Here is a 24050-nt window from a genome sequence, read left to right on the forward strand (position 1 = left end):
TTAATATGTGATTTTTATGAAGTGGATATATGCGGGTTTGGGTGTGTTGTTGAGTGTGTTACTGTGGTGGCGGGTGGATGTTTCGATTCCTTACCAGTTGTGTGAGTGGGAGCAGGAAGGGTTGTTTTTGACGGATGGGGATTCTTTTTATAAGGCATTGAAGGGATTGGGCGGTTTTGGAGAATGGTTGTGCGGTTGGGGAATGCAGTTTTTTTCCGTACCTCATTGGGGGGCATGGCTGTTTGTTTTGCCCGTTTGTCTGGGGATGCCGTGTATGGCGTTTTTGTTCCGCAGGGCGGGGGTGCCGATGGGATGGGTGGCGATTGTTGCTGTGGTGCAGCTTTTTTCCCAATGTGATTTTTATTACCAATGGACGGGGAGTGTTTGCCTGTTGTTGGTCATAGCACTTTTATCTTTTTTCGTCCGGTGGCAGGACGGCAGGGTGAAAGCACTATGTTTCGCCGGGAGTATACCGGTGGTATTTTATTTGTTGGGAAGCGTGGCAACGGTGTATGCTGTGTGCGGTATGTTGCTGTTTTTTTGCCGGGGCCATTGGAAAGCGACACTTTTGTTGCCGTTGGGGTGCTGGTTGTTTCCGCTGATTTTTCCTTTTGTGTCGCTGTGGGCTTTTTCTCCGGCTTTTTATTATAATTCTTTTATGGAGATGCCGTGGTATCATTGGCTGGCTTGGGGAGTACCGGTGCTGTTGTTGGCGTGGGGACGTTTATGGAAACGTTCAGGGAAGGTTCAAATGCGGTGGCAGGTAGTGACCGCAGTGCTGCTGTGGGGAATGGGTGTCGGACTCTTTTTGGGAGGGGAGAAGCTGGTGCGCAAGGATTCCAATCAATTGGTGTGGCAATTGAATCATTATGCTTTTACAGAGCGGTGGGAGGAGATATTGAATGTGTTGTCCCGTCAGCCGCTTACGAATCAGGTGTATATGAATTATGCAAATATGGCGTTGGCACAGAAGGGTGTTTTGGGGGATTACGCATTTCGTTTTCAACCGTATGGGGCTGGAGCGTTGTTGGTGAATAGCGGTAATACAGGAGTGGTGCGGATGGTTATGAGTGATGTGTGTTATACGGTGGGATGGGTGGCGGAGGCACAACAGCATGCGTTTGAAGCCCAGATGACGTTTCCGAAAGGGTACGGGGTGCAAACGATGATTAGGTTGGTGAAGACGAATTTGATATTGGGGCATTATGCCGTGGCGGATAAATATTTGTCGCTGCTGGAAAAGACGCTTTTTTACCGAAAGTGGGCACAGGAGTATCGCCGCTTTTTGTACAATGACGAGGCTGTGGAGGCGGATGCGGAGTTGGGAGAGAAGCGGCGCAGTTTGAGTAGGCATAATCGTTTTGCGATGTTTTACGGCTGGGTACCGGAATTGGAGGATATTTTGGATGCCAATCCGCAGAACGGGAAAGCGGTGGCTTATCTGGGACTTTCCTATTTGCTGACAAAGGATATGGAGGGCTTTCGCCGGTTTCTTGACAAGTATTACGGGACGGAGAGTCTGAAAGCACTTCCGCTTGCTTTTCAGCAAGGGGTGGTGGCGTTGTACCAGCAGGAAAAAGAACGGTGGGAAGAGTTCGGGGTTTCTCCGGAGGTACGGAAGCTGTATGAAAGTTATCAGGAGGCATTGTTCCAGACGAGGAACAACAGAAATCGGAAAGCTGCATTGGCTCCTTATTTTAAGGATACGTATTGGTTTTATTTAATGTTTGTATAAGGGATGAAATGGTGGATGTTTTGTTTTGTGTTTGCCTGTGTGGCATGCGGGAGGGAGTTCCGGATTGACGGACATTTGGAGGATGCCTCTCCTTTGGAAAGGAGTTATTCGGAAGTTGTTGTTCCGGGTAATATCGCTCCGCTTAATTTCTTTATGCCGGAGGGGGAAGCGATTGTCCTGTCATACGAAGAGCGGCGGATTGTTGCATTATGCCGGGACGGAGCGGCGATTCCGCACATGAAGGAGTGGAAAAAACTGTTGGCGGCGGCCAAAGGAAAGAGAATCCGGGCGGAACATTGTGTCCGGACAGAGGAGGGGTGGAAGGCTTACCGGCCTTTTTGTCTGACCGTGGCGGAAGAACCGATAGATCCTTATCTGGTGTACAGGCTGATACCGCCGGGATATGAGATGTGGCACGATATGGGAATTTATCAGCGTAATCTGGAGAATTTCGATGAGCGGGCTGTTCTTACGAATGAGCAGACGGGGCGTAATTGCATGAATTGTCACTCTTTTTGTATGCAGAATCCGGATAAGATGACGTTTCATTTGCGAGCCAAGCACGGAGGAACTATCCTATCGGAGGAGGGAAAGGTGGTGAAGCTGGATACGAAGACGGACCGGACGATTTCCGCGCTGGTATATCCTTATTGGCATCCGGGAGGTGAGTTTATCGCTTATTCGGTGAATGATACGAAGCAGCTTTTCCATACACATCACCGGAACCGCATAGAGGTGATGGACCTGGCTTCGGATGTGGTGGTGTATGATGTACGGCGGAATGAGGTGTTTACGTCGCCTTTGCTGTTTGATGAAGAGGCGTATGAAACGTTTCCGGCTTTTTCTCCGGACGGGAAAAAACTGTATTTTTGTTCGGCGCGCAAGCGGTCTATGCCCGATGAGTATGAGCAGGTGAAGTATAGTTTGTGCAGTATTGATTTTGATGCCGAAAGCCGGACATTCGGCGAGAAGGTGGATACGTTGTATCAGGGGGAGCGTTACGGGAAGAGCGTGTCGTTTCCGCGGGTTTCTCCGGACGGTAGGTTTTTGATGTTTACCTTGTCCGATTACGGGAACTTTTCTATCTGGCATCAGGAAGCGGATTTGTGGATGCTCGATTTGAAGACGTCGGCATGTTATCCGCTGGAGGCTTTAAATAGTGAAAGTGTAGAGAGTTATCACACGTGGAGCGGTAACGGCCGTTGGGTGGTTTTCAGCAGCCGGCGGGGAGACGGGCTTTATACGTGTCCGTATATTGCTTATATTGATACGGAGGGGGTAGTGCATAAGCCTTTTGTGTTGCCGCAGAAAAAAGGAAATTTTTATAAGCGTTTTCTTTATTCGTTTAATGTTCCCGAATTGGTGAAGGCTCCGGTATCGGTCAGCCGTTACCGGTTGCTTCGGACGGCTTTGCAGGATGAGTGTTTGAAAGTAAAGGCAAGAATTGATAATTAATAAAATCGGTTATGAGTGGATTGAAAAAATGTATGGCGTGTATCTGCGGATTTGTTTTCGCATGCCAAGTGTACGCGCAAGAAGAAAATAGTTTTGTACACGAGCAGTCCGACGGGTATGAATGGCCGACGGATAAGGCGGTTCTGGAGAAATTGGAAAAGTGGCAGGATCAGAAGTTCGGGGTGTTGTTCCATTGGGGTCTGTATTCCGTGCCGGGAATTGTGGAGTCGTGGCAGATTTGTTCGGAAGGGTGGATTACGCGTCCCGGAGAGTATACGTATGAGGGGTATAAGGAGTGGTATTGGGGATTGGCCAATGTCTTTAATCCGACGGCGTTTAATCCGGAACAGTGGGCGGAAGTAATGAAAGATGCGGGTATGAAGTATATGATATTCACGACGAAACATCATGACGGTTTTTGTATGTTTGATTCTAAGTACACGGATTTTTCCATTGCCAAAGGTCCTTTTGCGGATAATTCCCGCAGGGATGTGGCGCGTTATGTGTTTGATGCTTTTCGGGAAAAGGATTTTATGATTGGGTGTTATTTTTCCAAGCCGGATTGGCATTGCAAGTGGTTTTGGAATCCTTACTATGCTACGCCGAACCGTATGCAGAATTATAAACGGGAGCAGCATCCGGATTGGTGGAAAAAGTATCAGGATTTTACGAAGAATCAGCTTACCGAGTTGATGGAGGATTACGGACAGTTCGATATTTTGTGGCTGGATGGCGGTTGGATTACCGGCGAGGAGGTTTATCTGGATGATGTGCTTTCAAAAGCCCGGTCGGGAAAGCAACGGGGATTGATTGCGGTGGACCGGACGATTAAGGGAAAGAATGAGAATTACCAGACGCCGGAGCGCAGTATCCCGGACAGACAGATAAATCATCCGTGGGAGAGTTGCATTACGTTGTCGCACAGTTGGGCATGGGCTCCGGATGCCAAATATAAGACGTCGAATCAGGTGGTGAACATTTTGGCGGAGATAACGGCCAAGGGTGGTTGTTTGTTGTTGGGTGTCGGACCTACACCGGAGGGTATTATACAGCCGGAAGTGGAAGAGAGTCTGAAAGGTGTGGGGAAGTGGTTGCGTGCGAATGGAAAAGCAATTTATGCTACTCGTACGACTCCGCATTATCATGATGGAAATGTGTGGTTTACGGCAGATAAGGATGGGAATACGCTGTATGCCGTGTATGCGTTGCCTGATGACGAGGTATTGCCGGGAACGGTTCTGTGGACTGGTAATGTGCCGGAAGGCGATATGATATTGTTGGGGGATGGTCGGAAATTGAGGTATAAGGTTGTGGGTGAGCAGGTGACGGTGACATTGCCCAAAGGGTTGAAAAATGAGTCGATAGCTTTACAGTTTACACGAAAAAGATGAGACGCGGGATTTGGTTGTTTGTGATTGTTGTTGTTGCCGTAGGGCGATTGTCGGCGCAAAAGCCGTTGTATAAGGAGGCGAAGGCTTCCGTTGAGGAGCGGGTGAAGGATTTGCTCGGGCGCATGACGGTGGAAGAGAAGGTGGGACAGTTGTGTTGTCCGATGGGTTGGGAGATGTATACGAAAACGAAGAAGGGCGTGGAGGTGTCGGAACTTTATAAAAAACGGATGGCGGAGATGCCTGCGGGCTCTTTTTGGGCGGTACTTCGTGCAGATCCGTGGACACAGAAGACGTTGGAGACCGGTTTGAATCCGGAGATGGCCGCTATGGCTTTGAATGCGTTGCAACGGTATGCCGTGGAGCAAACCCGTCTGGGTATACCGGTTTTGTTTGCCGAAGAGTGTCCGCACGGTCACATGGCCATAGGTACGACGGTTTTTCCGACGTCTCTGGCGCAGGCCAGTACGTGGAATGAGGAGCTGATATACAGAATGGGTGCTGCCATTGCTTTGGAGGCCCGTTTGCAGGGAGCGGGCATCGGGTACGGGCCGGTACTGGATGTTGCCCGTGATCCCCGTTGGTCGCGTATGGAGGAGACTTTTGGCGAGGACCCCGTATTGACGTCTGTGTTGGGGGTGGCTTTTATGAAAGGCATGCAGGGGGACAGGCAGGATGACGGGAGGCATTTGTTTTCGACGCTCAAGCATTTTGCCGCTTATGGTATTCCCGAAGGCGGACATAACGGTTACCGAGCCAATGTAGGGATGCGTCAGTTGTTTTCGGAGTATTTGCCTCCTTTCAGAAAAGCCGTGGAGGCGGGTGTGGGTACATTGATGACTTCCTATAATTCGATAGACGGGGTGCCTTGTACGGCGAACAGGTATTTATTGATGGAGGTGTTGCGTGGCAGGTGGGGATTTGATGGTTTTGTCTATTCGGATTTATTCAGCATAGAGGGTATTGTCGGGATGCGGGTGGCGCAAGACAATAAGGAAGCGGCTTCGCTGGCTTTGAAAGCCGGTTTGGATATGGATTTGGGAGGAAATGCTTTTGGCAGGAATTTGAAGAATGCTTTGGAGGAGGGAAAGATTACGGAGGATGATTTGAACCGGGCGGTGGCGAATGTACTTCGCTTGAAATTCCGTTTGGGATTGTTTGAGAATCCCTATGTTTCGCCTGCCTTGGCGAAAAAGCTGGTACGTTCGGCGGAGCACAAGGAATTGGCGCGTGAAGTGGCAAGACAGGGTACTGTGTTGTTGAAGAATGAGGGGATTTTGCCTTTGAGTAAGCAGGTGAAACATATTGCTGTTATCGGCCCCAATGCCGATGTGATGTATAATCAGTTGGGAGATTACACTGCTCCGCAAGACAGGAAAGAGATTGTGACGGTTTTGGATGGCATACGTCGGGCAGTGGCGCCTTCTACGAAGGTGAGTTATGTGAAAGGATGTGCTGTGCGGGAGAGTTCGACTGCAGATATTCCGGTAGCGGTGAAAGTAGCGGCGCAGGCGGATGTGGTCGTATTGGTGGTGGGTGGCTCCAGTGCCCGGGATTTTAAAACGCAGTATATAGCTACGGGGGCGGCGACGGTTTCCACAGAGGATGAGCAAGGTGTGTCGGATATGGATTGCGGAGAAGGTTTTGACCGGAGTACGTTGCGTTTGTTGGGAGAACAGGAACGGTTGTTGAAAGCGCTTGCAGATGTGGGTAAACCGTTGGTTGTTGTCTATATTCAGGGACGGCCGCTGAATATGAATATGGCGGCAGAGAAAGCCCAGGCTTTGCTTACGTGCTGGTATCCCGGAGAGCAAGGGGGTGCGGCTGTAGCGGATGTGTTGTTTGGTGATTATAACCCGTCGGGACGATTGCCGGTATCGGTGCCTTGCAGCGAGGGACAACTTCCGGTGTATTATTCGCAGGAGGGAAACCGGGATTATATGGACGGGGAGGGGACACCTCTTTATGCGTTCGGTTACGGATTGAGTTATACCGATTTTAAGTATGATAGTCTGGAAATACGGGTGGGGAATGGAAAGGATTCGTTACAGGTAGTGAGTTGTACGGTGACTAATTGCGGTGATTATGACGGGCATGAAATCGTGCAGCTTTATATCAGCGACAGGGTGGCGTCTGTTTCACAACCACCGGTTTTGTTGAAGGCTTTCCGGCGTATAGCTTTGGCTAAGGGAGAGAAAAAGAGGGTTGTTTTTGTTCTGGGGCAAGAGGAACTTGCGCTATATGATGCGGAAATGAACCGAGTTGTGGAACCCGGAGAGTTTGAAGTGAAAATAGGGGCTTCTTCCGATGATATTCGTCTGAAAGGTTGTTTTTATATAAAGTAAAAAGGAGAAAACATCTGTTTTCTCCTTTTTTTGAATTATATCGTTGAGCGATATTTATTTTTCTTTCGTTTCCTCTGCTTTCGGGTTGATGTCGAGCAGTTCGACTTCAAAAATCAAGGTTTCGTTCGGACCGATGGCAGCTCCAGCTCCTCTTGGGCCGTATGCCTGATCGGAAGGAATGTAGATAATCCATTTGGAGCCTTGTGGCATTTGCTGTATGGCTTGTGTCCAACCGGGGATAACTTGATTTAAGTAAAATTCAGCCGGTTCACCTCTTTTAATGGAGGAATCGAATTCGCTTCCATCGATGAGAGTACCTCTGTAGTGTACTTTTACTTTGTCTGTAGCGGTGGGTTTCGGCCCGTTTCCTTCTTTCAGTATTTTGTATTGAATACCGTTACCCAATGTATCTACATCTGATTTTTTAGCATTTTCTTTCAAAAATTCCTGTCCTTTTTCCAGATTTTCAGCAGCAACTTGCATGGCTAATTTTTGTAGATACATGCTCAGATACATTTGCATCTGTTGTGGGTCGGTTTTCACATCGGCTTTTTTCAATGCGGCATTCATTCCGGCAACAACAGCTTCCATGTTCGGTTTCTTTAATCCGGAGCGTTCAAGTCCTGATCCGTACATGTAACCGATGTAGTAGCTGGCCGTGTCATTTGCCGTTTTTAATGTTGCCGTGGTGGAGGTTGTGCAGCCGCTGTTGCAGCTACTCATCATGATGACTCCGGCAGAGAGTGTCAGTAATAATAATTTTGCATTCATTGTTTCGTGACTTTATAGTTTATAAAATATCAAGTAATTCTACATCGAAAATAAGGGTTTCATTCGGTCCGATGGATTGTCCTGCTCCGTGTGCACCGTAAGCGAGTTCGGAAGGGATGTACAGTTGCCATTTTGAACCGATATTCATCATCTGCAAGGCTTCCACCCATCCGGCGATGACACCGTTTACCGGAAATTCCGCCGGTTCGTTTCTGCGAATAGAGGAGTCAAAAACCGTCCCGTTGATTAACCGTCCTTCGTAATGACATTTAACGGTATCTGTTGCTTTGGGTTTTTTACCGTTTCCTTCTTTCAGTATTTTATATTGAAGACCACTTTTGAGTGTAATTACTCCTTCTTTATTTTTGTTTTCCGCTAAGAATTTTTCACCTTTAGCTTTTGCATTGGCTCCTTTTTCACTTTCAAGTTTATCGAAATAGTCTTGCAGTACTTTGTTTATTTCTTCCGGTTTCATTTCAGGCATTTTTCCGTCGAATACGGTTGACATGGCTTCGTTGAAGACATCCGGATTGATTGTTTTGACACCCGATGATATCAGGTTGCTTGCGATGCTGATTCCCAAACAATAGCTTAATCGGTCTAATTCGTTGGTGTATTTCATGTAATTAGTATTATTTTATAAAATCATGCAAAGATATAAGAAATATCTATTTTCCCGTCTTTCAGCTTGATTTTTCTGTCTGCCATTTCGGCTAATTCGTTATCGTGTGTTACGATAATGAATGTTTGTTTCAGTTCTTCCCGTAACGTGAAGAAAAGCTGGTGCAAATCGTTTTTGGTCTGAGTATCCAAATTGCCCGACGGCTCGTCTGCCAGAATGACTTTGGGTTGGTTGATTAATGCCCTTGCTACGGATACCCGTTGCTGTTCTCCTCCCGACAGTTCGTTCGGCTTGTGAAAGATACGTTCTTTCAATCCCATAAGTTCCAATAATTCAATTGCTTTTTTTTCAGCCGCTTTTTTGGATATTCCTTTTATCCATGCCGGCATGCAGACATTTTCCAGAGCGGTGAATTCCGGGAGAAGATGATGGAATTGGAAGACAAAGCCGATGTTGTTGTTGCGGAATGTGGCTAATTTGTTGGAAGAAAGGGAAGATATGTTGATGTCGTCGAACCATATTTCTCCACTGTCGGGAGTATCCAAGGTGCCTATGATGTGCAGCAAGGTGCTTTTGCCTGCTCCGCTGGCTCCGACGATGGTTATGATTTCATTTTCTTTGACTTCTAACGTGATGCCCTTTAATACTTGAAGTTCTCCGTAGTTTTTTTTAACCTCTTTTACGCGAATCATTACTATGTTTTAACTTTTGTGTGTAAAGGTAAGTAATAAAGTTTATAATTGTATATTTGTACGGGATTTACTGTTATATAATAAAACTATTTATGGAATTTTTTATTGATCCGGTGTCTTTTCTTGCCGAACAAACCGGTATAGACCGAAAGTATATACATAATTTGATTACGTTGATAGAAGGAGGGGCAACGATACCTTTTATTGCCCGTTACCGGAAAGAAATGACCGGTAGCATGGATGAAGTGAGTGTGGAGAAAGTGCAGCAGATGTATGTCCGTTTTCAAGATTTGGAAAAGAGAAAGGCGAGTGTGTTGGATAGTATACGGCAACAAGGAAAATTGACAGAGGAACTGGAGGCACAGATTTGTCGTTGTACGGATGCCCATTTGCTGGAAGACATTTATTTGCCTTTTAAGCCGAAGAAACAAACACGTGCGGCCAAAGCAAAGGAGAAGGGGTTGGAGCCGTTGGCAGCGATATTGATGAGACAGGAGAACGGGGATGTGGAAAATCGGGTGATGCGTTTTGTGAAAGGAGAGGTAAAGGATGAAGGGGAGGCACTGCAAGGGGCCAGGGATATTATAGCCGAATGGGTGAATGAAAGTGAGGCGGCGAGAAACCGTACCCGAAGACAAGTGGAGCGGGAGGCGGTGATTTGGTCGAAGGTGGTGAAAGGGAAAGAAAAGGAGGGTGAGAAGTTTGCCGATTATTTTGACTTCCGGGAGTTATTGAAGCGTTGTCCTTCTCACCGGATATTGGCTATCCGGAGAGGAGAGGCGGAAGGAATACTTAAGGTCGGGATTGAGATAAATGATGAACAGGCGCTGGAGGGATTGGAGCGGATTTTTGTGAAAAACGATAACGAGGCTTCCGGACAGGTAAGAATGGCAGTGAAGGATGCTTATAAGCGTTTGCTTTTTCCTGCGATGGAGACGGAAAATTTACAGGTGTTTAAGGAAAAAGCGGATGAAGAGGCTATTCGTGTTTTTGCGGAGAATTTAAGACAACTGTTGCTGGCTCCTCCTTTGGGTACCAAACGGGTGCTGGGAATAGACCCAGGATTTCGGACGGGGTGCAAGGTCGTATGTTTGGATGAAACGGGCCAGTTGCTGCATAATGAGACGATTTATCCTCACCCGCCGCACAGTGCTTATAAGCAGGCGGCAACGAAGATAGTCAATATGGTATCTACGTATAATATTCAGGCGATAGCTATCGGGAATGGAACGGCCGGACGGGAGACGGAGACGTTTATTCAGAATCTTCGCTATGATCGCAAGGTGCAGGTATTTGTGGTCAGCGAGAGTGGGGCTTCTGTGTATTCCGCTTCTAAAATTGCCCGAGAGGAGTTTCCTGAGTATGATGTGACGGTGAGGGGTGCTGTGTCTATCGGGAGACGTTTGATGGATCCTTTGGCAGAATTGGTGAAGATAGACCCGAAGTCGATAGGTGTGGGGCAGTATCAGCATGATGTAGACCAGACACGGCTGAAAGAGAGTTTGGACAGGGTTGTAGAATCGTGTGTGAATCAGGTGGGTGTGAATGTAAATACGGCCAGTAAATATTTGCTTACGTATGTTTCCGGTTTGGGTCCGGCTTTAGCGGATAATATTGTGGAGTATATTCGGGAGCATGGTAAGTTGAAAAGTCGTGAGGAACTGAAAAATGTGAAGAGAATGGGGGCGAAAGCTTTTGAACAGTGTGCCGGTTTTTTGAGAGTAGAGGAGGCAGAGAATCCTTTGGATAATTCGGCAGTGCATCCGGAGTCATATTATGTGGTGGAGAAAATAGCCAGGGATTTTCATGTAAATGTGAAAGAGTTGATAGGTAATGAGGAATTATGCGGGAAGATTAATCCGTCAAAATATGTGGATGAAAAGACCGGTTTGCTGACACTGAAAGATATTGTGGCAGAGTTGAGGAAGCCGGGGCGGGATCCTCGCAGTATGGCAAAGGTTTTTAGTTTTGCGGAAGGTATTCATACGATAGAGGATTTGCAGGAAGGTATGGTACTGCCCGGTATCGTAACTAATATTACTAATTTCGGGGCTTTTGTAGATGTCGGAGTGCATCAGGACGGATTGGTTCATATATCCGAAATGGCAGATCGTTACGTATCGAGCCCGACGGAAGTGTTGAAGTTGCATCAACAGGTGATGGTGAAGGTAATACAATTGGATAAGGAAAGGCGCCGAATAGGGCTTTCTATCCGGCAGGTGAAAGGTGAGGGGTAATAGAGAGATAGTAATAAATTTTTATTGTCGTATGGAAAGTTACAGTTAGTTAAAGATTTTGTTTATCTGTTCGTATCCATTATCTTTGTAACGGATTTTAATTGTTTAAAATAAGTTATCGTCGTGTCAAAGAAAGAGTTAAAAGGATTAGAAGAAAATAGATTTGTTCCCGGCATTTATAATTTTTGTGATAAGTGGTGTGAAAAATGCACGAAACAAACAGTGTGCTTGAATTATGTGCTGGGAGAGAGGATGGAACAGAAATTGGGCAGGCGCTTGACATTTAAGGATTTGAATACGACTGGTGAGGATACATGGGGAGATTTGAATGATATTTTTGATTCAACTTATGAGGTTTTGTGTGAGGTGGCAAAAGAAAAAGGTGTTGATGTTGAGGGAATTTTTGAGATAGAGGAGGTAGAAAAAAAGTTGTGGCAGAGAGTATATGAGGATGAACAGGAAGAGGATGAACTTGATGATTCATCTCCTGTGTTTGATGTTATCAGAGAATGTCTGATTTATGAATCTTTGTGTGATACTTGTCTGGAGGCTGTATTTGGTATTTTGGATGAGCAGGAATGGAAAGAGGGGATGGTGGAAGAACAGGAAACAGGAGATGCTTTGGATAAGATTAATTGGTATCTGGATGTTATACAAATAAAAATGAGGCGTGCCTTGTTGATACAACAGGAATATAGAGAGGGTGATTGTGAATGCGAAATAGAAGAAAAGGATTATAACGGTTCGGCTAAAGTGGCATTGATAGGAATCGAATCATCTGCTCGGGCGTGGGAGGTTTTAAAAAAGTATTGTCCGGCATTGGAAAAAGAAATAATACATATACAGACTATTCTGCAACAATTGGTGCGCGATATTGAAAAGTATTTTCCGAAAGCGAGAAGTTTTCGGCGTCCCGGATTCGATTGATAAAACAGGGAAGCCTGTTTGTGCTTGGTTTTATTTGAAATAAGGTTTTATTTTCTTGAGTTTGTGTGAAGGCAGTACACGGTGTTGTTGCAGGGTATCGTAAGAAACTCTTTTATATTGTTTTTTTGCTTGAAAAATGAGTATGACGTCTTCATATTCCAAATAAGGATGTCTTAATATTTCTTTGAAAGTAAGTGTATCCAACTCTCTTTTTTGAATTAAGAGAGGATTAACGTGGAATAAAAAAGCAGACGAATCTACATTGAAATAGGTCATATTTAATTCTTTGAGTTGTTTTACAGTATAAAATCCTCCTAATCGTTTCCGGAAATTCAGAATCTTGTGCGCGTAATAAGGTCCGATACCTTTTATTTTAATTAAAGAAAGACTGTCGGCTTGATTTAATTCCAGCCTGACAATGGGTTGTTCAATGTTTATGGTTAATGTATCGGGTAATGTTATATTTTCCAATAAGAAAAATGGATTTTTGTTCTTGGACAATTGTTTGGGAAGTACTATAGTGCAAATAAGCAATGTAGTAAGAATCCATAATCCTTTTCTTTCATAATGATAGAGTAGCATGACACGCACAATTTTTAGTTGCAAGTAAAAAGTTACAACATTTTTTTGTATTTTCAATGAAGTTTCTTTTTATGAAAGGTGGTAATGCTATGAGTTGTTGAAAAATTGAAAAAATATTTGCAATAACGGGAATTCTCTCTATCTTTACCCCGCATTTTAGAAAATGATGATTCAGTAGCTCAGTCGGTAGAGCACAACACTTTTAATGTTGGGGTCCTGGGTTCGAATCCCAGCTGGATCACTCATAGAAGAAGTAATGAAAAGAAAATCCCTGATAATCAAGCGTTATCGGGGATTTTTGTTTTAGGACAATTCCTCTGTTTTGGGTAAAATAAGGCATCTTTCACCTGCGAAATCGGTGGAGTAAGCCTCTCCAAAAATTTCCACCGAATTTGCAAATTATTCACTGATTTACAATGTTTTGCATTGCTGTGTTTTTGGCTTTCAAACCTAGTTTTACGCACTAAAAAAGGAGGAAAGTATGACAATGCAACGAACCTATTTTTCGATTCTCTTCTTTATCAGAAGGACAAGATTGTTGAAGAACGGCGAAGCCCCTATCGGACTGCGCATTACCATGAACGGGCGGCGTGCCGAACTTCAGCTTGGACGGAGCGTTGACGCGATGCGCTGGAACGCTCAACGAGGCTGTGCTGTCGGCAAAGACCGGAAGACTTTGGAGTTGAACCAGTATCTGGAAGTTATCCGCACCAAAATCTATCAACTCTACCGGGAACTGCTGGAGACGGGCAAACCCATTACCGCCGAAATACTTAAGCGTCGGTTCAACGGAGAGGGCGATACTCCCAGAATGCTTCTGGAGGTCTTTCGCGAGCACAACCGGAAGTATCGTGAACTGCTGGGGAAGGATTATGTGAAAGGCACCGTCCTCCGGTATGAACGCACCGTCCGTTATCTGGAAGAGCTGCTCCAGATGAAATACAACCGCACAGACATTCCATTACGGGAAATAACCCCTGCTTTTGTCCTGGAATTTGAACACTTCATAAAAGTGAGCAAGGGATGTGCCCAGAATGCGACGGTCAAATACCTCAAAAATCTCAAAAAGGTAATCCGTCTTGCCTTGACAAACAAATGGATGAGCGACGACCCTTTTCAGGAAATGCGTTTCCACCAGACACAGAGCAACCGAGACTTTCTGACGGAGGAGGAATTACACAAACTCATCAGTAAGGATTTTGATATTCCGCGTCTGGAGATAGTTCGCGATATCTTTGTATTCTGTTGTTTGACCGGGCTGGCTTTTACCGACGTACAGCACCTGACGCCGTTTCATATTTCACGTGACAATACGGGCAGCTATTGGATACGCAAGCCCCGTGAAAAGACGAACAATATGTGCAACATCCCCCTGCTTGACATTCCGCGGATGCTTGTGGAGAAATACAGCTCACATCCGGAGTGTTCTCGGAAAGGAGCCGTCTTTCCCGTACCCTCTAACCAGCGTATGAACAGCTATCTGAAGGAGATTGCCGATATTTGCGGCATAAACAAATCCATCAGCTCGCACGTTGCCCGTCATACCTTTGCTTGTGTGGCGCTCGCTAACAAGGTTTCCATGGAATCCATCGCCAAAATGCTTGGTCATTCCGACATCCGTACGACCAAGATATATGCCAGGTTGATGGACAAGACAGTGGCGGAAGAAATGGATGTGTTACGTCAAAAATTCAGCGTATGAACCGAGGAATCATTACAATCAGCGAAACGGGGGCGGTCACGATGCCGGACGTTCCCGTATGGATGACCCTGTCGGAAATCGCCGACCTGCTCGGCGTGTTCGAGTACGATGTACGAAAGGTTGTCAAGTCCATTTACAAGAACAAGGAACTAAGCGAGTTTGATACGGCGAAGTATGCCAGGCAACCCAATGGCATCAGTTATGATGTTTACAACCTTGAAATAATTTTAGCCGTCTCGTTCAGAATACGGAGCAAGGGAAGTCGTATCTTCCGGCAATTTCTGATAGAACGGTTATATTCCGGCAAGAACGGCGACACGATACCTACGGTGTATTTGGTGGTATATAAGGACGGTTTCAACCGACAAGGTCGGGATAAAGGAGGTATATACAATTAAACAGACAAGTCCGTTCTTTCCGTCGCCTGTTTCCGCTATCCGGTTGCAAAGATAGGCGTGCAGCTTTTGAGAAGTGCAAGGTCGGGCGGACAGAACCGTTTCGGATGCAATCTTCCTCCTTCGGAGCGTATTCCGTCCGAAAACCTTGCACCTGTCAACGGCACGCCCCCAAAGGCATCCGGCAACGGGAACAAGTGACGGAAAGAAAACAGAAAAACAGCCTGCACGGGACACCGATACGATGTTATCCGGCAGGCTGTTTTCTTTTTTGGTGTTTGATAATGCCTCAGGGGAGGCAGCCGGAGAACTGCGCTCCATCAAGAAAATCAGACGGCATCCACAATTCACCTAATCCTGACATCGGAACGCTTCCCGATATCCCTCCTCCAGCATCTTTTCTATGTCGCTCTCCCTGTAAAGAATCTTTCCGCCCAACAGGATATACGGGATTCTTCCCTCATTCCGGTAGTCCTGCAATGTCCGTCGGCTCACTTTCAACCGGGCGGAAAGCTCCTTGTCCGTCAGATAGCGTTCCCCGTTCAAGACAGGACGGCAACCGGCGGCAAGGCGTTCCATTCCTTTCAGCATCCTCTCGAGGCTTTCCATAAAGCGGCTGACCCTTTCGTTCTTTTCCGTTATCAGTTCGTTGTTCATAGGCATTTGGTTTTAGGTTAATTTCAGTTTAGGTTTTAATTTGTTGTTCATTTTACTTCATTTCCGGATTCAGTGGTTCCTTATTTCAAATCGCCCTCTTCCTGAATTCCGCCTCTTTCCGTCTTTCCTCCACAACCGGGAGGATGCGTCTCACATCCTGGGGCTTGTAATAGATTTTGTAGTTAATCCGGCTGTATGCCAGCGTACCGTTATCCCGAAGCGTCTGCAACGTCCGGGGACTGATGTTGAGCATCCGGCACACGTCCTGATTGTCCAGCCATTCTCCCATGCCTTTGTCTCCGCATCGCCGGCAGATTTCCTCCACCCGGTTTACAAACCGGTCAAATTTCTCACTCATTTCATCGAACGTCTTCTTTTCAATCGTAATTACTTCCATACATTTTACTGGTTTTGATATGATTATTAATTTTATTTCATTTGCGAAGTAAAACACTTTCATCCATATCATCGCACAAATTCAAGCAAGTGGCAGCATGTGGCACAAGTTTGCAGTGGTTTGCTTCATTCCGGGGTATTTATCCGTGTGCTTATCGTTATCAATATTTTTCCTGTAATCACTATACCGTGTGTACTCACTATCTGTGATGACCGCACTTGGGCAAATCGGTGAAGTATGTACGGAACCTCTACTCTTCCTCGTGGCAATAGTCGACAAAATTGACGCATCGGCTCCAATCGCTTGGCTGATGACGGCGACTTCCTTTCTTTTGTTCCCGACAACAGGTCCGGAGTAGATGCCGAGACCATTTTATAAATCCTATAAACAATTAAACCAGATTCATCATGACAGAGAAAAGAAAAACATCGGCAGGAAGCGAAGACGAATATCGGGACTTTCATCCGGAAAGCTATTTCCCGACAGAGGAGTTCCCAAAAATGGAGGAATATCTTCCCTTATCCCAATCGCCTTCCGAGAACGCAGAACAGGACGCATCCGTTTCCAATGAAGTATCCACAAAACGCATCAGCAACAAGCAACGGCGGCTTTCTTTGGAAGAATACCGCACCGCCTTCCTGCAAGTTCCCCGAATCGAGGACCGCAAGCCCGTGTTCATCAGCAGAAATGTCCGTGACAAGCTGGACAGGATTGTCCGCACCCTCGGAACAAGGCGGATGAGCGTATCGGGACTGCTGGAGAATCTTGCAACACATCATCTGGAAATCTATCGGGACGACCTCGAACAATGGCGTAAATTGTAAGCATTAAGACGATAGCAGGAATGGAATTATTTCGAGTTACTCAAAACGGAGAGGTTTTGAATTTGGAGGTAGCAAGTTTGTGTTTCGGGTGTACCGAAACCGCCTGCTTTTGCTCCCGGCGGTCGCAAAAGAGGACATCCCGTTGGTCTATGCAGTATTCACAGTAAACACATTGGATATGGAACAGAAGAAGGAACGCAACAGGGGCGGTCGTCCCAGAAAAGAGGAAACCGAGAAACTGAAATACCGTGTAGCGGTGAAAATGACGCCCCCGGATTATTTCCGTCTGTTGACGCAGGCGCATCAGACGGGCGTATCGCCGAGCGAGTACATGAGGGAGTGTTTCCGGAACGGTCATGTGAAGGAACGGCTGTCGGAGGAACACGCCGGATATGTGCGCCAGCTCTGCGGCATGGCGAACAACCTCAACCAGCTTGCACGCAAGGCGAATACGGGAGACTTATCCGAAGTCCGTTGGGACTGCAAGGTGGTGGTGGCAAGGATTCACGAACTCATCAGCAGGATAGGAATATGATGGCTAAAATTGTAAAGGGAGGCGATTTTAAGGGCGTGGTGAATTACATTCTTGATAAGGAAAAAGGAACGCAGGTGGTGGCTCACGACGGCTTATTTCTGGAAAATAAGGAGACCATTGCCATGAGTTTCAACGTCCAGTCGCAGATGAACAACAAGGTTGCGAAGCCGGTCGGACACATCGCATTGAGCTTTTCCAAGGAGGACGAGCCGCGTTTGACGAACCGCGTCATGGCAGGTATCGCACTTGAATATATGGAGCGAATGGGCATCCGGAATACGCAGTTCCTCATCGCCCGGCATTTCGACAAGGAGCATCCGCACGTGCATATCGCCTTCAACCGCATAGACAACAATGGCAACACCATTTCGGACAGGAACGAGCGACTACGCAGTACCCGTATCTGCAGGGAGCTGACGTTGAAATACGGTCTGTATATGGCGGACGGCAAGGAGAACGTCAAGCGCAACCGCCTGAAGGAGCCGGACAAGACGAAGTATGAACTGTACGCCATCCTCAAAACGGAAACTGGCAGGTGCGGAAACTGGAACGTGCTTGTCGCCAACCTGAACCGGCAGGGCGTGGAAGTCCGCTTCAAGTATAAGGGGCAGACAAACGAGGTGCAGGGAGTTGTCTTTACCGTGAACAGCTACCGCTTCAACGGCTCCAAGGTGGACAGGCGCTTCAGTTATTCCAGGATTGACGCAGCCTTGCAGCGTAACAGAATGGAAGAACAACACGATTATCCTCGGCAGGAACAAGTACAGCCAAACAGGATAAATCCGGATAAACATGACAGGGATAATTTTATCGGGGATTCATTAGGCCTGTTCGCCTCAAACGCTAATAATGTACCAGAGGAAAGAGAACTTTACGACCCTTATTTAAGAAACAGAAAAAAGAGGAAGAAACAACGTAAAATCAATTGGTAATTGTGGCGTCACCTCTCCGGCTGCGATACTCTTGACGACTGTGGCCCGCCATTCGTGGGCAAGTATCGCGAGAAACAAGAACATACGTCTTTCCATGATCAGCGAGGGAATGGGACTTGATTCTGAGAGGACAATGCAAATTTATCTTACTTCACTAGAATGTTCCGTTATAGATAATGTCAATGCGCTTATTTTGAAAGATTTGTAATGGAGGTTTTGTTTTGTAGAATTGTTATCTCTTACGAAGAGATACAATACATAAGGCAAATATATACAAAATACTGTATTTAAGAGCAAAATATTCTTTAAAATAAATTTTTGTATACCAACATATTTAGCAATATTTCCCAGATTACTTTTTATGATGTTGATTTTCAATATATAGTTGTGTCTTATTGTCTCTTCGTAAGAGATAATATAATGGCAAGACCTATAAAGCCGTCAGAGTAGGGAAAATAATAAATTATGCTAATACCAAAAGTAGACGATTACAAACAAATTAAAGGACACGTTAGTGATTATATGGATGTTCATATGGCTGCATGTGCATGCGGAGGTGGATGTAGCTGTCTTTGTAAACAAATGACGGTAGTTAGTATTCAAAAAATTTATGTATGTTTAGCTTGCAGTTGTAATACCTCTGTAATGAGAGAATTATTTAAGGAAAAAATTGATATTTTAACTTGAGTTAAATGGGGGATTTTCCTCTTTTTTGTTTTACTGCATTGATAATAATCTTATTCTTAAAATAAATAATGCAATATTCTAGATATGTTCATCTATTTTATGTAGGTAATGATGTGGTGGCATTATATCATGCATTATTAGTTCGTACTGTGTTTATTACTTATACGGAAGCACAACAATTGGATTTTTATTTTAAAACAAATGATATTGATAGTGATGCTATTTTAGAAACTATCCAGTATCTGTATGTTAATTGTTATATTGTAGTAAATGCTGATGAAGACAATAAATTGTATAATAAATGTATCGAATTGATATCTCCGCCTGCTATTTCTAATGCATATATTGTGGTAACAGAAAATTGCAATTTTAATTGTAAATATTGTTTTATATCTAATGCTGTCCAACATGCCGGAGAAACAAAAGTAATGACCAATGAGGTTGCTCGACAGACGGTAAAGTTGTTACAAAAAACATATGAACGACAGCAGACTTCTTATGATAAGACTATTACATTTTATGGAGGAGAGCCATTACTTAATTTTGATGTGATTTGTTTTTTTATGGATGAGGTGAATCGTATTAAGGAAAAATATTATTGGCCATCTGATATGAAATATGCATTAATTACTAATGGCTTTTTGTTGACAAAAGATATTTTAAAAGCTCTCCAAGGGTACGGTATTACTTTAAGTATATCATATGACGTGGATAAGGAATCGCATGCTCAGCGAATAGATAAAAATGGTAATAATAGCTATGAGGTTGTTAGAGAGAAAATAGGATTATGTCATGAAATGGGGATACCATTCAGTTTATCCATTACAATTTCTGAAGTGTTGTTGAGTCGGAAAAATGAGGTTTTAACGGAAATATTAAAGTTATCTCCCGCAACGATAGTATTTAATCTTTTAATACCTAATACACAACGATTAAAAAATGAACATTATTATGAAGATGCGACGGATTTTATGATTCAAGCGTTTATCCGTTTGAGAGGAATTGGGCTTTACGAAGATCGGATAATGAGAAAGGTTCGTGCGTTTTCAGAGAATAAAATGCATCTATATGATTGTTGTGCTGGAGGTGGTAATCAATATGTTATAACTCCTGATGGAAAGATTGGTATCTGTCATGGATATTTGAATAATCGAAAATATTTTTCATCAAGTATTTATGATGTGGATTTTGATTTTCGGACACAGGTAGATTATTTGTATTGGAAGAAACGTACACCCCTATTAATGAAACAATGTCAGGAATGTGAGTGTCTTAGTATATGTGGAGGTGGTTGTCCTTATGCGGCAGATTATATGTATGGTTCTATTTATGAACTAGATACTCGATTTTGTATCCATGCCAAGAAAGTGTTAGATTGGATGATTAAAGATTTGTATTATCAAGTGGTTAATAAAAGAAAAAATAGTTTAAATGGGAATTCTGTGTGAATGTGTGTGGCTTTCTTATAAAATTCAATATCATGATACGATAAAGGAAGATTTATATAACTATGTCTGTAACCAAATACATTTATTTCAATTCACGGGATGAACTTTTTAAAGTGGCTATATCGGCGATCGTGTATATAGAGGCGGACGGGAATTATACGCGTGTTATGTTGATGAATGATCAAGCTGCCATGATAGGTATGAATTTGGGGAAAATGGAAGAATTCCTGTCAAGCGGATTTGCTAAGGAAACATCGGGTTTGGCGCGTATCGGCAAGCGTTTTATTATCAATATGAAATACATATTCAAAATTAATTTGTTGAAGCAGGAGTTGGTTTTGAGCGACCAAAAATCCTTTATCTATACTTTGAATATCTCAAAAGATGCCCTTAAAAATTTGAAAAACATACTTATACAATCAGTAACTGTAAATAAGCAACAATTATGATAGAGATTATTATCGGACGGGAGGCAGGTGTGGAGAAGTCTCGTTTGGCTTTGATGGCAGGAGACAAGACTGCTTATTGTGGAAATCCCGGCAGCGTACCTCGCAGCGTGAGCCGGAAGCATTGTCGTTTGGTGATTCATGAGGATTCAACTCTTTCCGTGAGTGATTTGACGGACAATAATTTTATGTATGTCAACGGTTCGGATTGTAAGAGTCGGGGACATATAACCGTGAATGATAAGGTGGAATTGGGACCAGACCGTTATTGTCTGGAACTTTCGACTATCGTTAAGGCATTTGCTGCGCAACAGACTTATCATATTGCCTCTTTGAAAGAGGTGTATGATAATTACAATAAAACCAAGTTGGATAATCAGATCCGGCAGGGAAAACTTAATGCTTTGAGTGCTTTGCCGGGAGTGCTTTCCATGTCGTCTATGGTTTTGGCGATTTGCTTGAACAATGAAGGAATCAGAATTGTTATGATTGTATTGGCAGCGGTATTTGCCGTCGGTGTTGTGATTGTGCGAATGAAAAATTCAAGCAATAATCCACTGAAAATGAAGCAATTGGAGGATGGTTATCACGATAGATACGTTTGCCCCAATCCGTCTTGCCGACATTTTTTGGGATCAATGCAATACAAAGATTTGTTGAAGAACGGGGCATGTCCTTACTGCAAGGCGAAGTATGTAGAATAATTAAATAACAAAAAATATGGATTCAAAAGCGCTTCATGAGGGGTATTTGTTGAAGAACAGCGAATACCGGATTATCTCTTCGCTGGGTCAGGGGGGATTCGGCATCACTTATTTGGCGGAACAGCTTTCCTTGTCGCGAAAAGTGGCGATCAAAGAGTTTTTCATGAAAGAAAACTGTAACCGCGATGAAAACACGTCGGAGGTTTCCGTTCCTTCTGTCGGGAGCCGGGAATTGGTGGCAAAATTCAGACAGAAGTTTTTGCGGGAGGCAAGGATGATAGCCAAACTGGATAATCTGCATATCGTTAAGATTCACGATGTATTTGAAGAGAACGGGACAGCTTATTATGTGATGGAGTATTTGGACGGAGGTTCTCTTGTAGATGAGGTGAAACATCGAGGTCCGATGTCCGAGCAGAAAGCCCTCGGCTATATCCGTCAGATAGCTTCTGCGTTGGATTATCTGCATGGGATGAATGTTCTTCATTTTGACATCAAACCTGCGAACATTTTAATCGGGAATGCTGGTCAGGCGATGCTGATAGATTTCGGCATCTCGAAGCATTATGATGCGGGAGGGAGTCAGACGAGTTCCACGCCCGTCGGCATCAGCAATGGTTATGCCCCGTTGGAACAGTATCAGCAGGGAGAAATCAGTACTTTTACACCGGCGACGGACATCTACGCCTTGGGGGCGACGTTGTATTATCTGTTATTGGGACAGACACCTCCGAGTGCATCGGAGGTAAATGAGGAAGGGGGTGTTGCATTGCCTGCCCATTTGTCCGCCTCTGTTCGCAAGGCGATAGAGAAGGCGATGGCGCCTCGTCGCAGAGACCGTCCTCAGAGCGTTCAGGAGTTTTTGTCATTGCTGGATGGCGGTCGTACTGTGGCATCTGAAGTTCCGGAAGCGGACGAAGAGACGAAGGTCAACACCGGATTCAAGCGGGATTCGTCATCAGTTCCAGTTTCTTCTTCTCCGAAGCGTAATTATCATATAGGCTTGTGGATAGCTTTGTGTTCATTTATCGGTATTGGAGTCTTGTCGTTTTTGCTTTTAATGCAGGGAAAAACATCAGCGCCGATACCTCCTGCAGTTCCAACGGGGACATTGAAAATCAGCAGTATCCCTTCTGGAGCCGTATTGTGGTTGGACGGTAAAAATATGGAAAAATCAACGCCCTTGACAGTCGAGAATCTTTCGTCAGGCGTTCATAAGGTTGTATTGAAACTGGATGGTTATGAAGACGGCGTAAAAGAGGTGGCCGTTTCTTCTTCAGCACACATGGACTGTAATATAACTCTGAAGAAAAAAGTATCTTCCGTTGAACCTCCGGTTGTTCAAAGCGGCACGTTGAAAGTCAGTAGTACTCCTTCGGGTGCATCGATTTGGATTGACGGCAAGAACACGGGTAAAACGACGCCTAAAGTGTTGGAGGATTTGTCTGCCGGAAAGCATGCGGTTGTTCTGAGACTTTCCGGTTATCAGGAGTTTAGCAAGTCCGTTAGTGTTATTTCTTCCCAGCGTAGTGATTGCCATGTTGATTTGGTCAAGGAACCCGAGGTCGTACGAACCGGCACGTTGAAAGTCAGCAGCACTCCTTCGGGAGCATCGATTTGGATTGACGGCAAGAATACGGGTAAGACGACGCCGGAAATTTTGGAGGATATAGCAGTAGGCAGTCATAAGATCGTATTGAAGCATGACGGTTATCAGGACGTCGCAATGCAAGTCAGTGTCTCTTCCGGCAAGCGTACGGAGTGCACCGTCACCCTTGACGAAGTAACCGAGCCTGTCAAACCTTCACCCCCTCAGAACTACACGGAGACGGCTTTGGGTGTCAATATGAAGATGGTCTATGTTGCTAGCGGCAGTTTTATGATGGGAGCAACTTCGGAGCAGGGGAGCAATGCTTTTGACTATGAAAAACCTGTTCATCAAGTGGTTCTTTCCGGTTACTACATCGGTGCTTACGAGGTGACTCAGGGACAGTGGGAGAAGGTGATGGGCACATCCGTTACCCAACAGCGAGATAAGGCAAATTCAAGTTGGCCTCTTTATGGTGTCGGTTCTGATTATCCGATGTATTATGTTAGTTGGGATGAGGCTCAGGCATTTTGTCGTGAGCTGAGCCGCCGGACGGGCAAGCGCTATGTTTTGCCAACTGAGGCTCAGTGGGAGTATGCCGCCCGTGGAGGTAACAGGAATGAGGGGACCAAATACAGCGGAAGCGATGCTGTCGATGTCGTAGTTTGGTATGATTCCAACAGTGGTTCTTCTACTCATCCGGTAGGTACGAAGCGTCCGAACGCCTTGGGTTTGTATGATATGAGTGGCAATGTTTGGGAATGGTGTGCGGACTGGTACGGTTCTTATCCGAATATGTATCAGGCGAATCCTACAGGTCCTTCTTCCGGCTCTCGCCGCGTGTATCGCGGCGGTAGTTGGTTTAACAGTGCGGCGGGCAGCCGGGTGTCGAATCGGAACGACGGTACTCCGAGCCGCCGTGACGGCCATCGCGGCTTCCGCGTGGTGTGTCTTCCTTAGTTTCTGATATTCATTTGTTAT

The 24050-nt window shown here is 45.1% G+C and carries 23 protein-coding genes, 1 tRNA gene and 1 pseudogene; 19 read left to right on the forward strand and 6 right to left on the reverse strand.

What is annotated here, in order from left to right; all coding sequences use genetic code 11:
* Positions 1 to 16: 16 nt before the first annotated feature.
* The 4 genes from NFR61_RS02565 to NFR61_RS02580 are packed head-to-tail and all read left to right on the forward strand — an operon-like array spanning position 17 to position 6923.
* A complete protein-coding gene (locus tag NFR61_RS02565) occupies positions 17 to 1735 on the forward strand; it encodes a DUF6057 family protein (protein WP_251620282.1) in 1719 nt (572 codons plus the stop codon).
* 3 nt (positions 1736 to 1738) lie between these two features.
* Positions 1739 to 3190: a TolB family protein gene (locus tag NFR61_RS02570; protein ID WP_251620284.1), complete on the forward strand. Its 1452-nt coding sequence runs from the start codon at positions 1739 to 1741 to the stop codon at positions 3188 to 3190.
* An 11-nt stretch (positions 3191 to 3201) separates the two neighbouring features.
* Positions 3202 to 4581, forward strand: a complete 1380-nt coding sequence (locus NFR61_RS02575) for an alpha-L-fucosidase (RefSeq protein WP_251620287.1) — start codon at positions 3202 to 3204, stop codon at positions 4579 to 4581.
* A complete protein-coding gene (locus NFR61_RS02580) occupies positions 4578 to 6923 on the forward strand; it encodes a glycoside hydrolase family 3 N-terminal domain-containing protein (RefSeq protein WP_251620290.1) in 2346 nt (781 codons plus the stop codon). Before NFR61_RS02575 ends, NFR61_RS02580 begins: the two co-directional genes overlap by 4 nt.
* Positions 6924 to 6977: 54 nt before the next feature.
* Here NFR61_RS02580 and NFR61_RS02585 read toward each other — a convergent pair whose 3' ends face one another.
* From NFR61_RS02585 to NFR61_RS02595, 3 genes are read right to left on the reverse strand one after another with little or no spacing between them, the layout of a single operon-like run.
* Positions 6978 to 7694: a BamJ family beta-barrel-assembly machinery protein gene (locus tag NFR61_RS02585; protein ID WP_251620293.1), complete on the reverse strand. Its 717-nt coding sequence runs from the start codon at positions 7692 to 7694 to the stop codon at positions 6978 to 6980.
* 19 nt (positions 7695 to 7713) lie between these two features.
* Positions 7714 to 8316, reverse strand: a complete 603-nt coding sequence (locus NFR61_RS02590) for a BamJ family beta-barrel-assembly machinery protein (RefSeq protein WP_251620297.1) — start codon at positions 8314 to 8316, stop codon at positions 7714 to 7716.
* A gap of 23 nt (positions 8317 to 8339) precedes the next feature.
* Positions 8340 to 9008, reverse strand: coding sequence for an ABC transporter ATP-binding protein (locus tag NFR61_RS02595; RefSeq protein WP_251620300.1), 669 nt, complete (start codon positions 9006 to 9008; stop codon positions 8340 to 8342).
* Positions 9009 to 9100: 92 nt separating this feature from the next.
* On the opposite strand from NFR61_RS02595, the gene NFR61_RS02600 reads away from it, so the two are divergent.
* Positions 9101 to 11245 (forward strand): Tex family protein, encoded by a 2145-nt coding sequence (locus tag NFR61_RS02600; protein WP_251620303.1) that lies wholly within the window; start codon positions 9101 to 9103, stop codon positions 11243 to 11245.
* Positions 11246 to 11368: 123 nt separating this feature from the next.
* Entirely contained in the window at positions 11369 to 12172 is an 804-nt protein-coding gene (locus NFR61_RS02605) for a hypothetical protein (RefSeq protein ID WP_251620305.1), read from the forward strand.
* A 30-nt stretch (positions 12173 to 12202) separates the two neighbouring features.
* On the opposite strand, the gene NFR61_RS02610 is transcribed toward NFR61_RS02605, so the two are convergent.
* Complete coding sequence (locus NFR61_RS02610; protein WP_251620308.1) at positions 12203 to 12811, reverse strand: ComEA family DNA-binding protein; 609 nt, start codon at positions 12809 to 12811, stop codon at positions 12203 to 12205.
* A gap of 111 nt (positions 12812 to 12922) precedes the next feature.
* On the opposite strand from NFR61_RS02610, the gene NFR61_RS02615 reads away from it, so the two are divergent.
* The 4 genes from NFR61_RS02615 to NFR61_RS02630 all read left to right on the forward strand — a co-directional run bounded on the left by NFR61_RS02615 (position 12923) and on the right by NFR61_RS02630 (position 15206).
* Positions 12923 to 12995 (forward strand) — tRNA-Lys (locus NFR61_RS02615).
* 240 nt (positions 12996 to 13235) lie between these two features.
* Positions 13236 to 14456: a site-specific integrase gene (locus NFR61_RS02620; protein WP_251620311.1), complete on the forward strand. Its 1221-nt coding sequence runs from the start codon at positions 13236 to 13238 to the stop codon at positions 14454 to 14456.
* Positions 14453 to 14854, forward strand: a complete 402-nt coding sequence (locus NFR61_RS02625) for a hypothetical protein (protein WP_251620313.1) — start codon at positions 14453 to 14455, stop codon at positions 14852 to 14854. The genes NFR61_RS02620 and NFR61_RS02625 overlap by 4 nt, the downstream gene beginning before the upstream one ends.
* Positions 14855 to 14927: 73 nt before the next feature.
* Positions 14928 to 15206 carry a hypothetical protein gene (locus NFR61_RS02630; protein WP_251620315.1) on the forward strand — a complete coding sequence of 93 codons (279 nt, stop codon included), beginning with the start codon at positions 14928 to 14930 and terminating at the stop codon, positions 15204 to 15206.
* Here the strand turns inward: NFR61_RS02630 and NFR61_RS02635 are convergent.
* Both NFR61_RS02635 and NFR61_RS02640 read right to left on the reverse strand, forming a co-directional pair.
* Complete coding sequence (locus NFR61_RS02635) at positions 15203 to 15508, reverse strand: helix-turn-helix domain-containing protein (protein ID WP_251620319.1); 306 nt, start codon at positions 15506 to 15508, stop codon at positions 15203 to 15205. The two genes, NFR61_RS02630 and NFR61_RS02635, sit on opposite strands and share 4 nt — an antisense overlap.
* An 85-nt stretch (positions 15509 to 15593) precedes the next feature.
* Complete coding sequence (locus tag NFR61_RS02640; protein ID WP_251620320.1) at positions 15594 to 15905, reverse strand: helix-turn-helix domain-containing protein; 312 nt, start codon at positions 15903 to 15905, stop codon at positions 15594 to 15596.
* Positions 15906 to 16095: 190 nt separating this feature from the next.
* Here NFR61_RS02640 and NFR61_RS02645 point away from each other — a divergent pair, with 190 nt between their 5' ends.
* The 9 genes and pseudogenes from NFR61_RS02645 (at position 16096) to NFR61_RS02685 (ending at position 24029) form a co-directional block, all read left to right on the forward strand.
* Complete coding sequence (locus NFR61_RS02645) at positions 16096 to 16263, forward strand: hypothetical protein (protein ID WP_251620321.1); 168 nt, start codon at positions 16096 to 16098, stop codon at positions 16261 to 16263.
* A gap of 49 nt (positions 16264 to 16312) precedes the next feature.
* Positions 16313 to 16729 carry a DUF3408 domain-containing protein gene (locus NFR61_RS02650; RefSeq protein ID WP_251620322.1) on the forward strand — a complete coding sequence of 139 codons (417 nt, stop codon included), beginning with the start codon at positions 16313 to 16315 and terminating at the stop codon, positions 16727 to 16729.
* A 178-nt stretch (positions 16730 to 16907) separates the two neighbouring features.
* On the forward strand, positions 16908 to 17264 hold the full coding sequence (locus NFR61_RS02655; protein WP_251620323.1) for a MobC family plasmid mobilization relaxosome protein: 357 nt from the start codon (positions 16908 to 16910) through the stop codon (positions 17262 to 17264).
* Positions 17261 to 18196 carry a relaxase/mobilization nuclease domain-containing protein gene (locus NFR61_RS02660; RefSeq protein WP_251620324.1) on the forward strand — a complete coding sequence of 312 codons (936 nt, stop codon included), beginning with the start codon at positions 17261 to 17263 and terminating at the stop codon, positions 18194 to 18196. The genes NFR61_RS02655 and NFR61_RS02660 overlap by 4 nt, the downstream gene beginning before the upstream one ends.
* 34 nt (positions 18197 to 18230) lie before the next feature.
* Positions 18231 to 18404: pseudogene (locus tag NFR61_RS02665) on the forward strand (site-specific integrase); the annotation flags it as partial.
* 592 nt (positions 18405 to 18996) lie between these two features.
* Positions 18997 to 20331 (forward strand): radical SAM/SPASM domain-containing protein, encoded by a 1335-nt coding sequence (locus NFR61_RS02670; RefSeq protein WP_251620325.1) that lies wholly within the window; start codon positions 18997 to 18999, stop codon positions 20329 to 20331.
* 62 nt (positions 20332 to 20393) lie between these two features.
* On the forward strand, positions 20394 to 20780 hold the full coding sequence (locus NFR61_RS02675) for a LytTR family DNA-binding domain-containing protein (RefSeq protein WP_251620326.1): 387 nt from the start codon (positions 20394 to 20396) through the stop codon (positions 20778 to 20780).
* Entirely contained in the window at positions 20777 to 21481 is a 705-nt protein-coding gene (locus tag NFR61_RS02680; RefSeq protein WP_251620327.1) for an FHA domain-containing protein, read from the forward strand. Before NFR61_RS02675 ends, NFR61_RS02680 begins: the two co-directional genes overlap by 4 nt.
* Before the next feature lie 16 nt (positions 21482 to 21497).
* Positions 21498 to 24029, forward strand: coding sequence for an SUMF1/EgtB/PvdO family nonheme iron enzyme (locus NFR61_RS02685; protein ID WP_251620329.1), 2532 nt, complete (start codon positions 21498 to 21500; stop codon positions 24027 to 24029).
* Positions 24030 to 24050: the final 21 nt, after the last annotated feature.

This window comes from Odoribacter lunatus (genome assembly GCF_943193135.1).
Lineage (GTDB): Bacteria > Bacteroidota > Bacteroidia > Bacteroidales > Marinifilaceae > Culturomica > Culturomica lunata.

Bases quoted from the DNA above. Each gene is read 5' to 3' on its own strand.
- NFR61_RS02590 (WP_251620297.1), bottom strand. From the start codon at position 8,316: ATGAAATACACCAACGAATTAGACCGATTAAGCTATTGTTTGGGAATC.
- NFR61_RS02650 (WP_251620322.1), top strand. From the start codon at position 16,313: ATGACAGAGAAAAGAAAAACATCGGCAGGAAGCGAAGACGAATATCGG.
- NFR61_RS02685 (WP_251620329.1), top strand. From the start codon at position 21,498: ATGGATTCAAAAGCGCTTCATGAGGGGTATTTGTTGAAGAACAGCGAA.
- NFR61_RS02635 (WP_251620319.1), bottom strand. From the start codon at position 15,508: ATGAACAACGAACTGATAACGGAAAAGAACGAAAGGGTCAGCCGCTTT.
- NFR61_RS02680 (WP_251620327.1), top strand. From the start codon at position 20,777: ATGATAGAGATTATTATCGGACGGGAGGCAGGTGTGGAGAAGTCTCGT.
- NFR61_RS02640 (WP_251620320.1), bottom strand. From the start codon at position 15,905: ATGGAAGTAATTACGATTGAAAAGAAGACGTTCGATGAAATGAGTGAG.
- NFR61_RS02580 (WP_251620290.1), top strand. From the start codon at position 4,578: ATGAGACGCGGGATTTGGTTGTTTGTGATTGTTGTTGTTGCCGTAGGG.
- NFR61_RS02620 (WP_251620311.1), top strand. From the start codon at position 13,236: ATGACAATGCAACGAACCTATTTTTCGATTCTCTTCTTTATCAGAAGG.
- NFR61_RS02600 (WP_251620303.1), top strand. From the start codon at position 9,101: ATGGAATTTTTTATTGATCCGGTGTCTTTTCTTGCCGAACAAACCGGT.
- NFR61_RS02575 (WP_251620287.1), top strand. From the start codon at position 3,202: ATGAGTGGATTGAAAAAATGTATGGCGTGTATCTGCGGATTTGTTTTC.
- NFR61_RS02565 (WP_251620282.1), top strand. From the start codon at position 17: ATGAAGTGGATATATGCGGGTTTGGGTGTGTTGTTGAGTGTGTTACTG.
- NFR61_RS02570 (WP_251620284.1), top strand. From the start codon at position 1,739: ATGAAATGGTGGATGTTTTGTTTTGTGTTTGCCTGTGTGGCATGCGGG.
- NFR61_RS02655 (WP_251620323.1), top strand. From the start codon at position 16,908: ATGGAACAGAAGAAGGAACGCAACAGGGGCGGTCGTCCCAGAAAAGAG.
- NFR61_RS02660 (WP_251620324.1), top strand. From the start codon at position 17,261: ATGATGGCTAAAATTGTAAAGGGAGGCGATTTTAAGGGCGTGGTGAAT.
- NFR61_RS02585 (WP_251620293.1), bottom strand. From the start codon at position 7,694: ATGAATGCAAAATTATTATTACTGACACTCTCTGCCGGAGTCATCATG.
- NFR61_RS02675 (WP_251620326.1), top strand. From the start codon at position 20,394: ATGTCTGTAACCAAATACATTTATTTCAATTCACGGGATGAACTTTTT.
- NFR61_RS02625 (WP_251620313.1), top strand. From the start codon at position 14,453: ATGAACCGAGGAATCATTACAATCAGCGAAACGGGGGCGGTCACGATG.
- NFR61_RS02595 (WP_251620300.1), bottom strand. From the start codon at position 9,008: ATGATTCGCGTAAAAGAGGTTAAAAAAAACTACGGAGAACTTCAAGTA.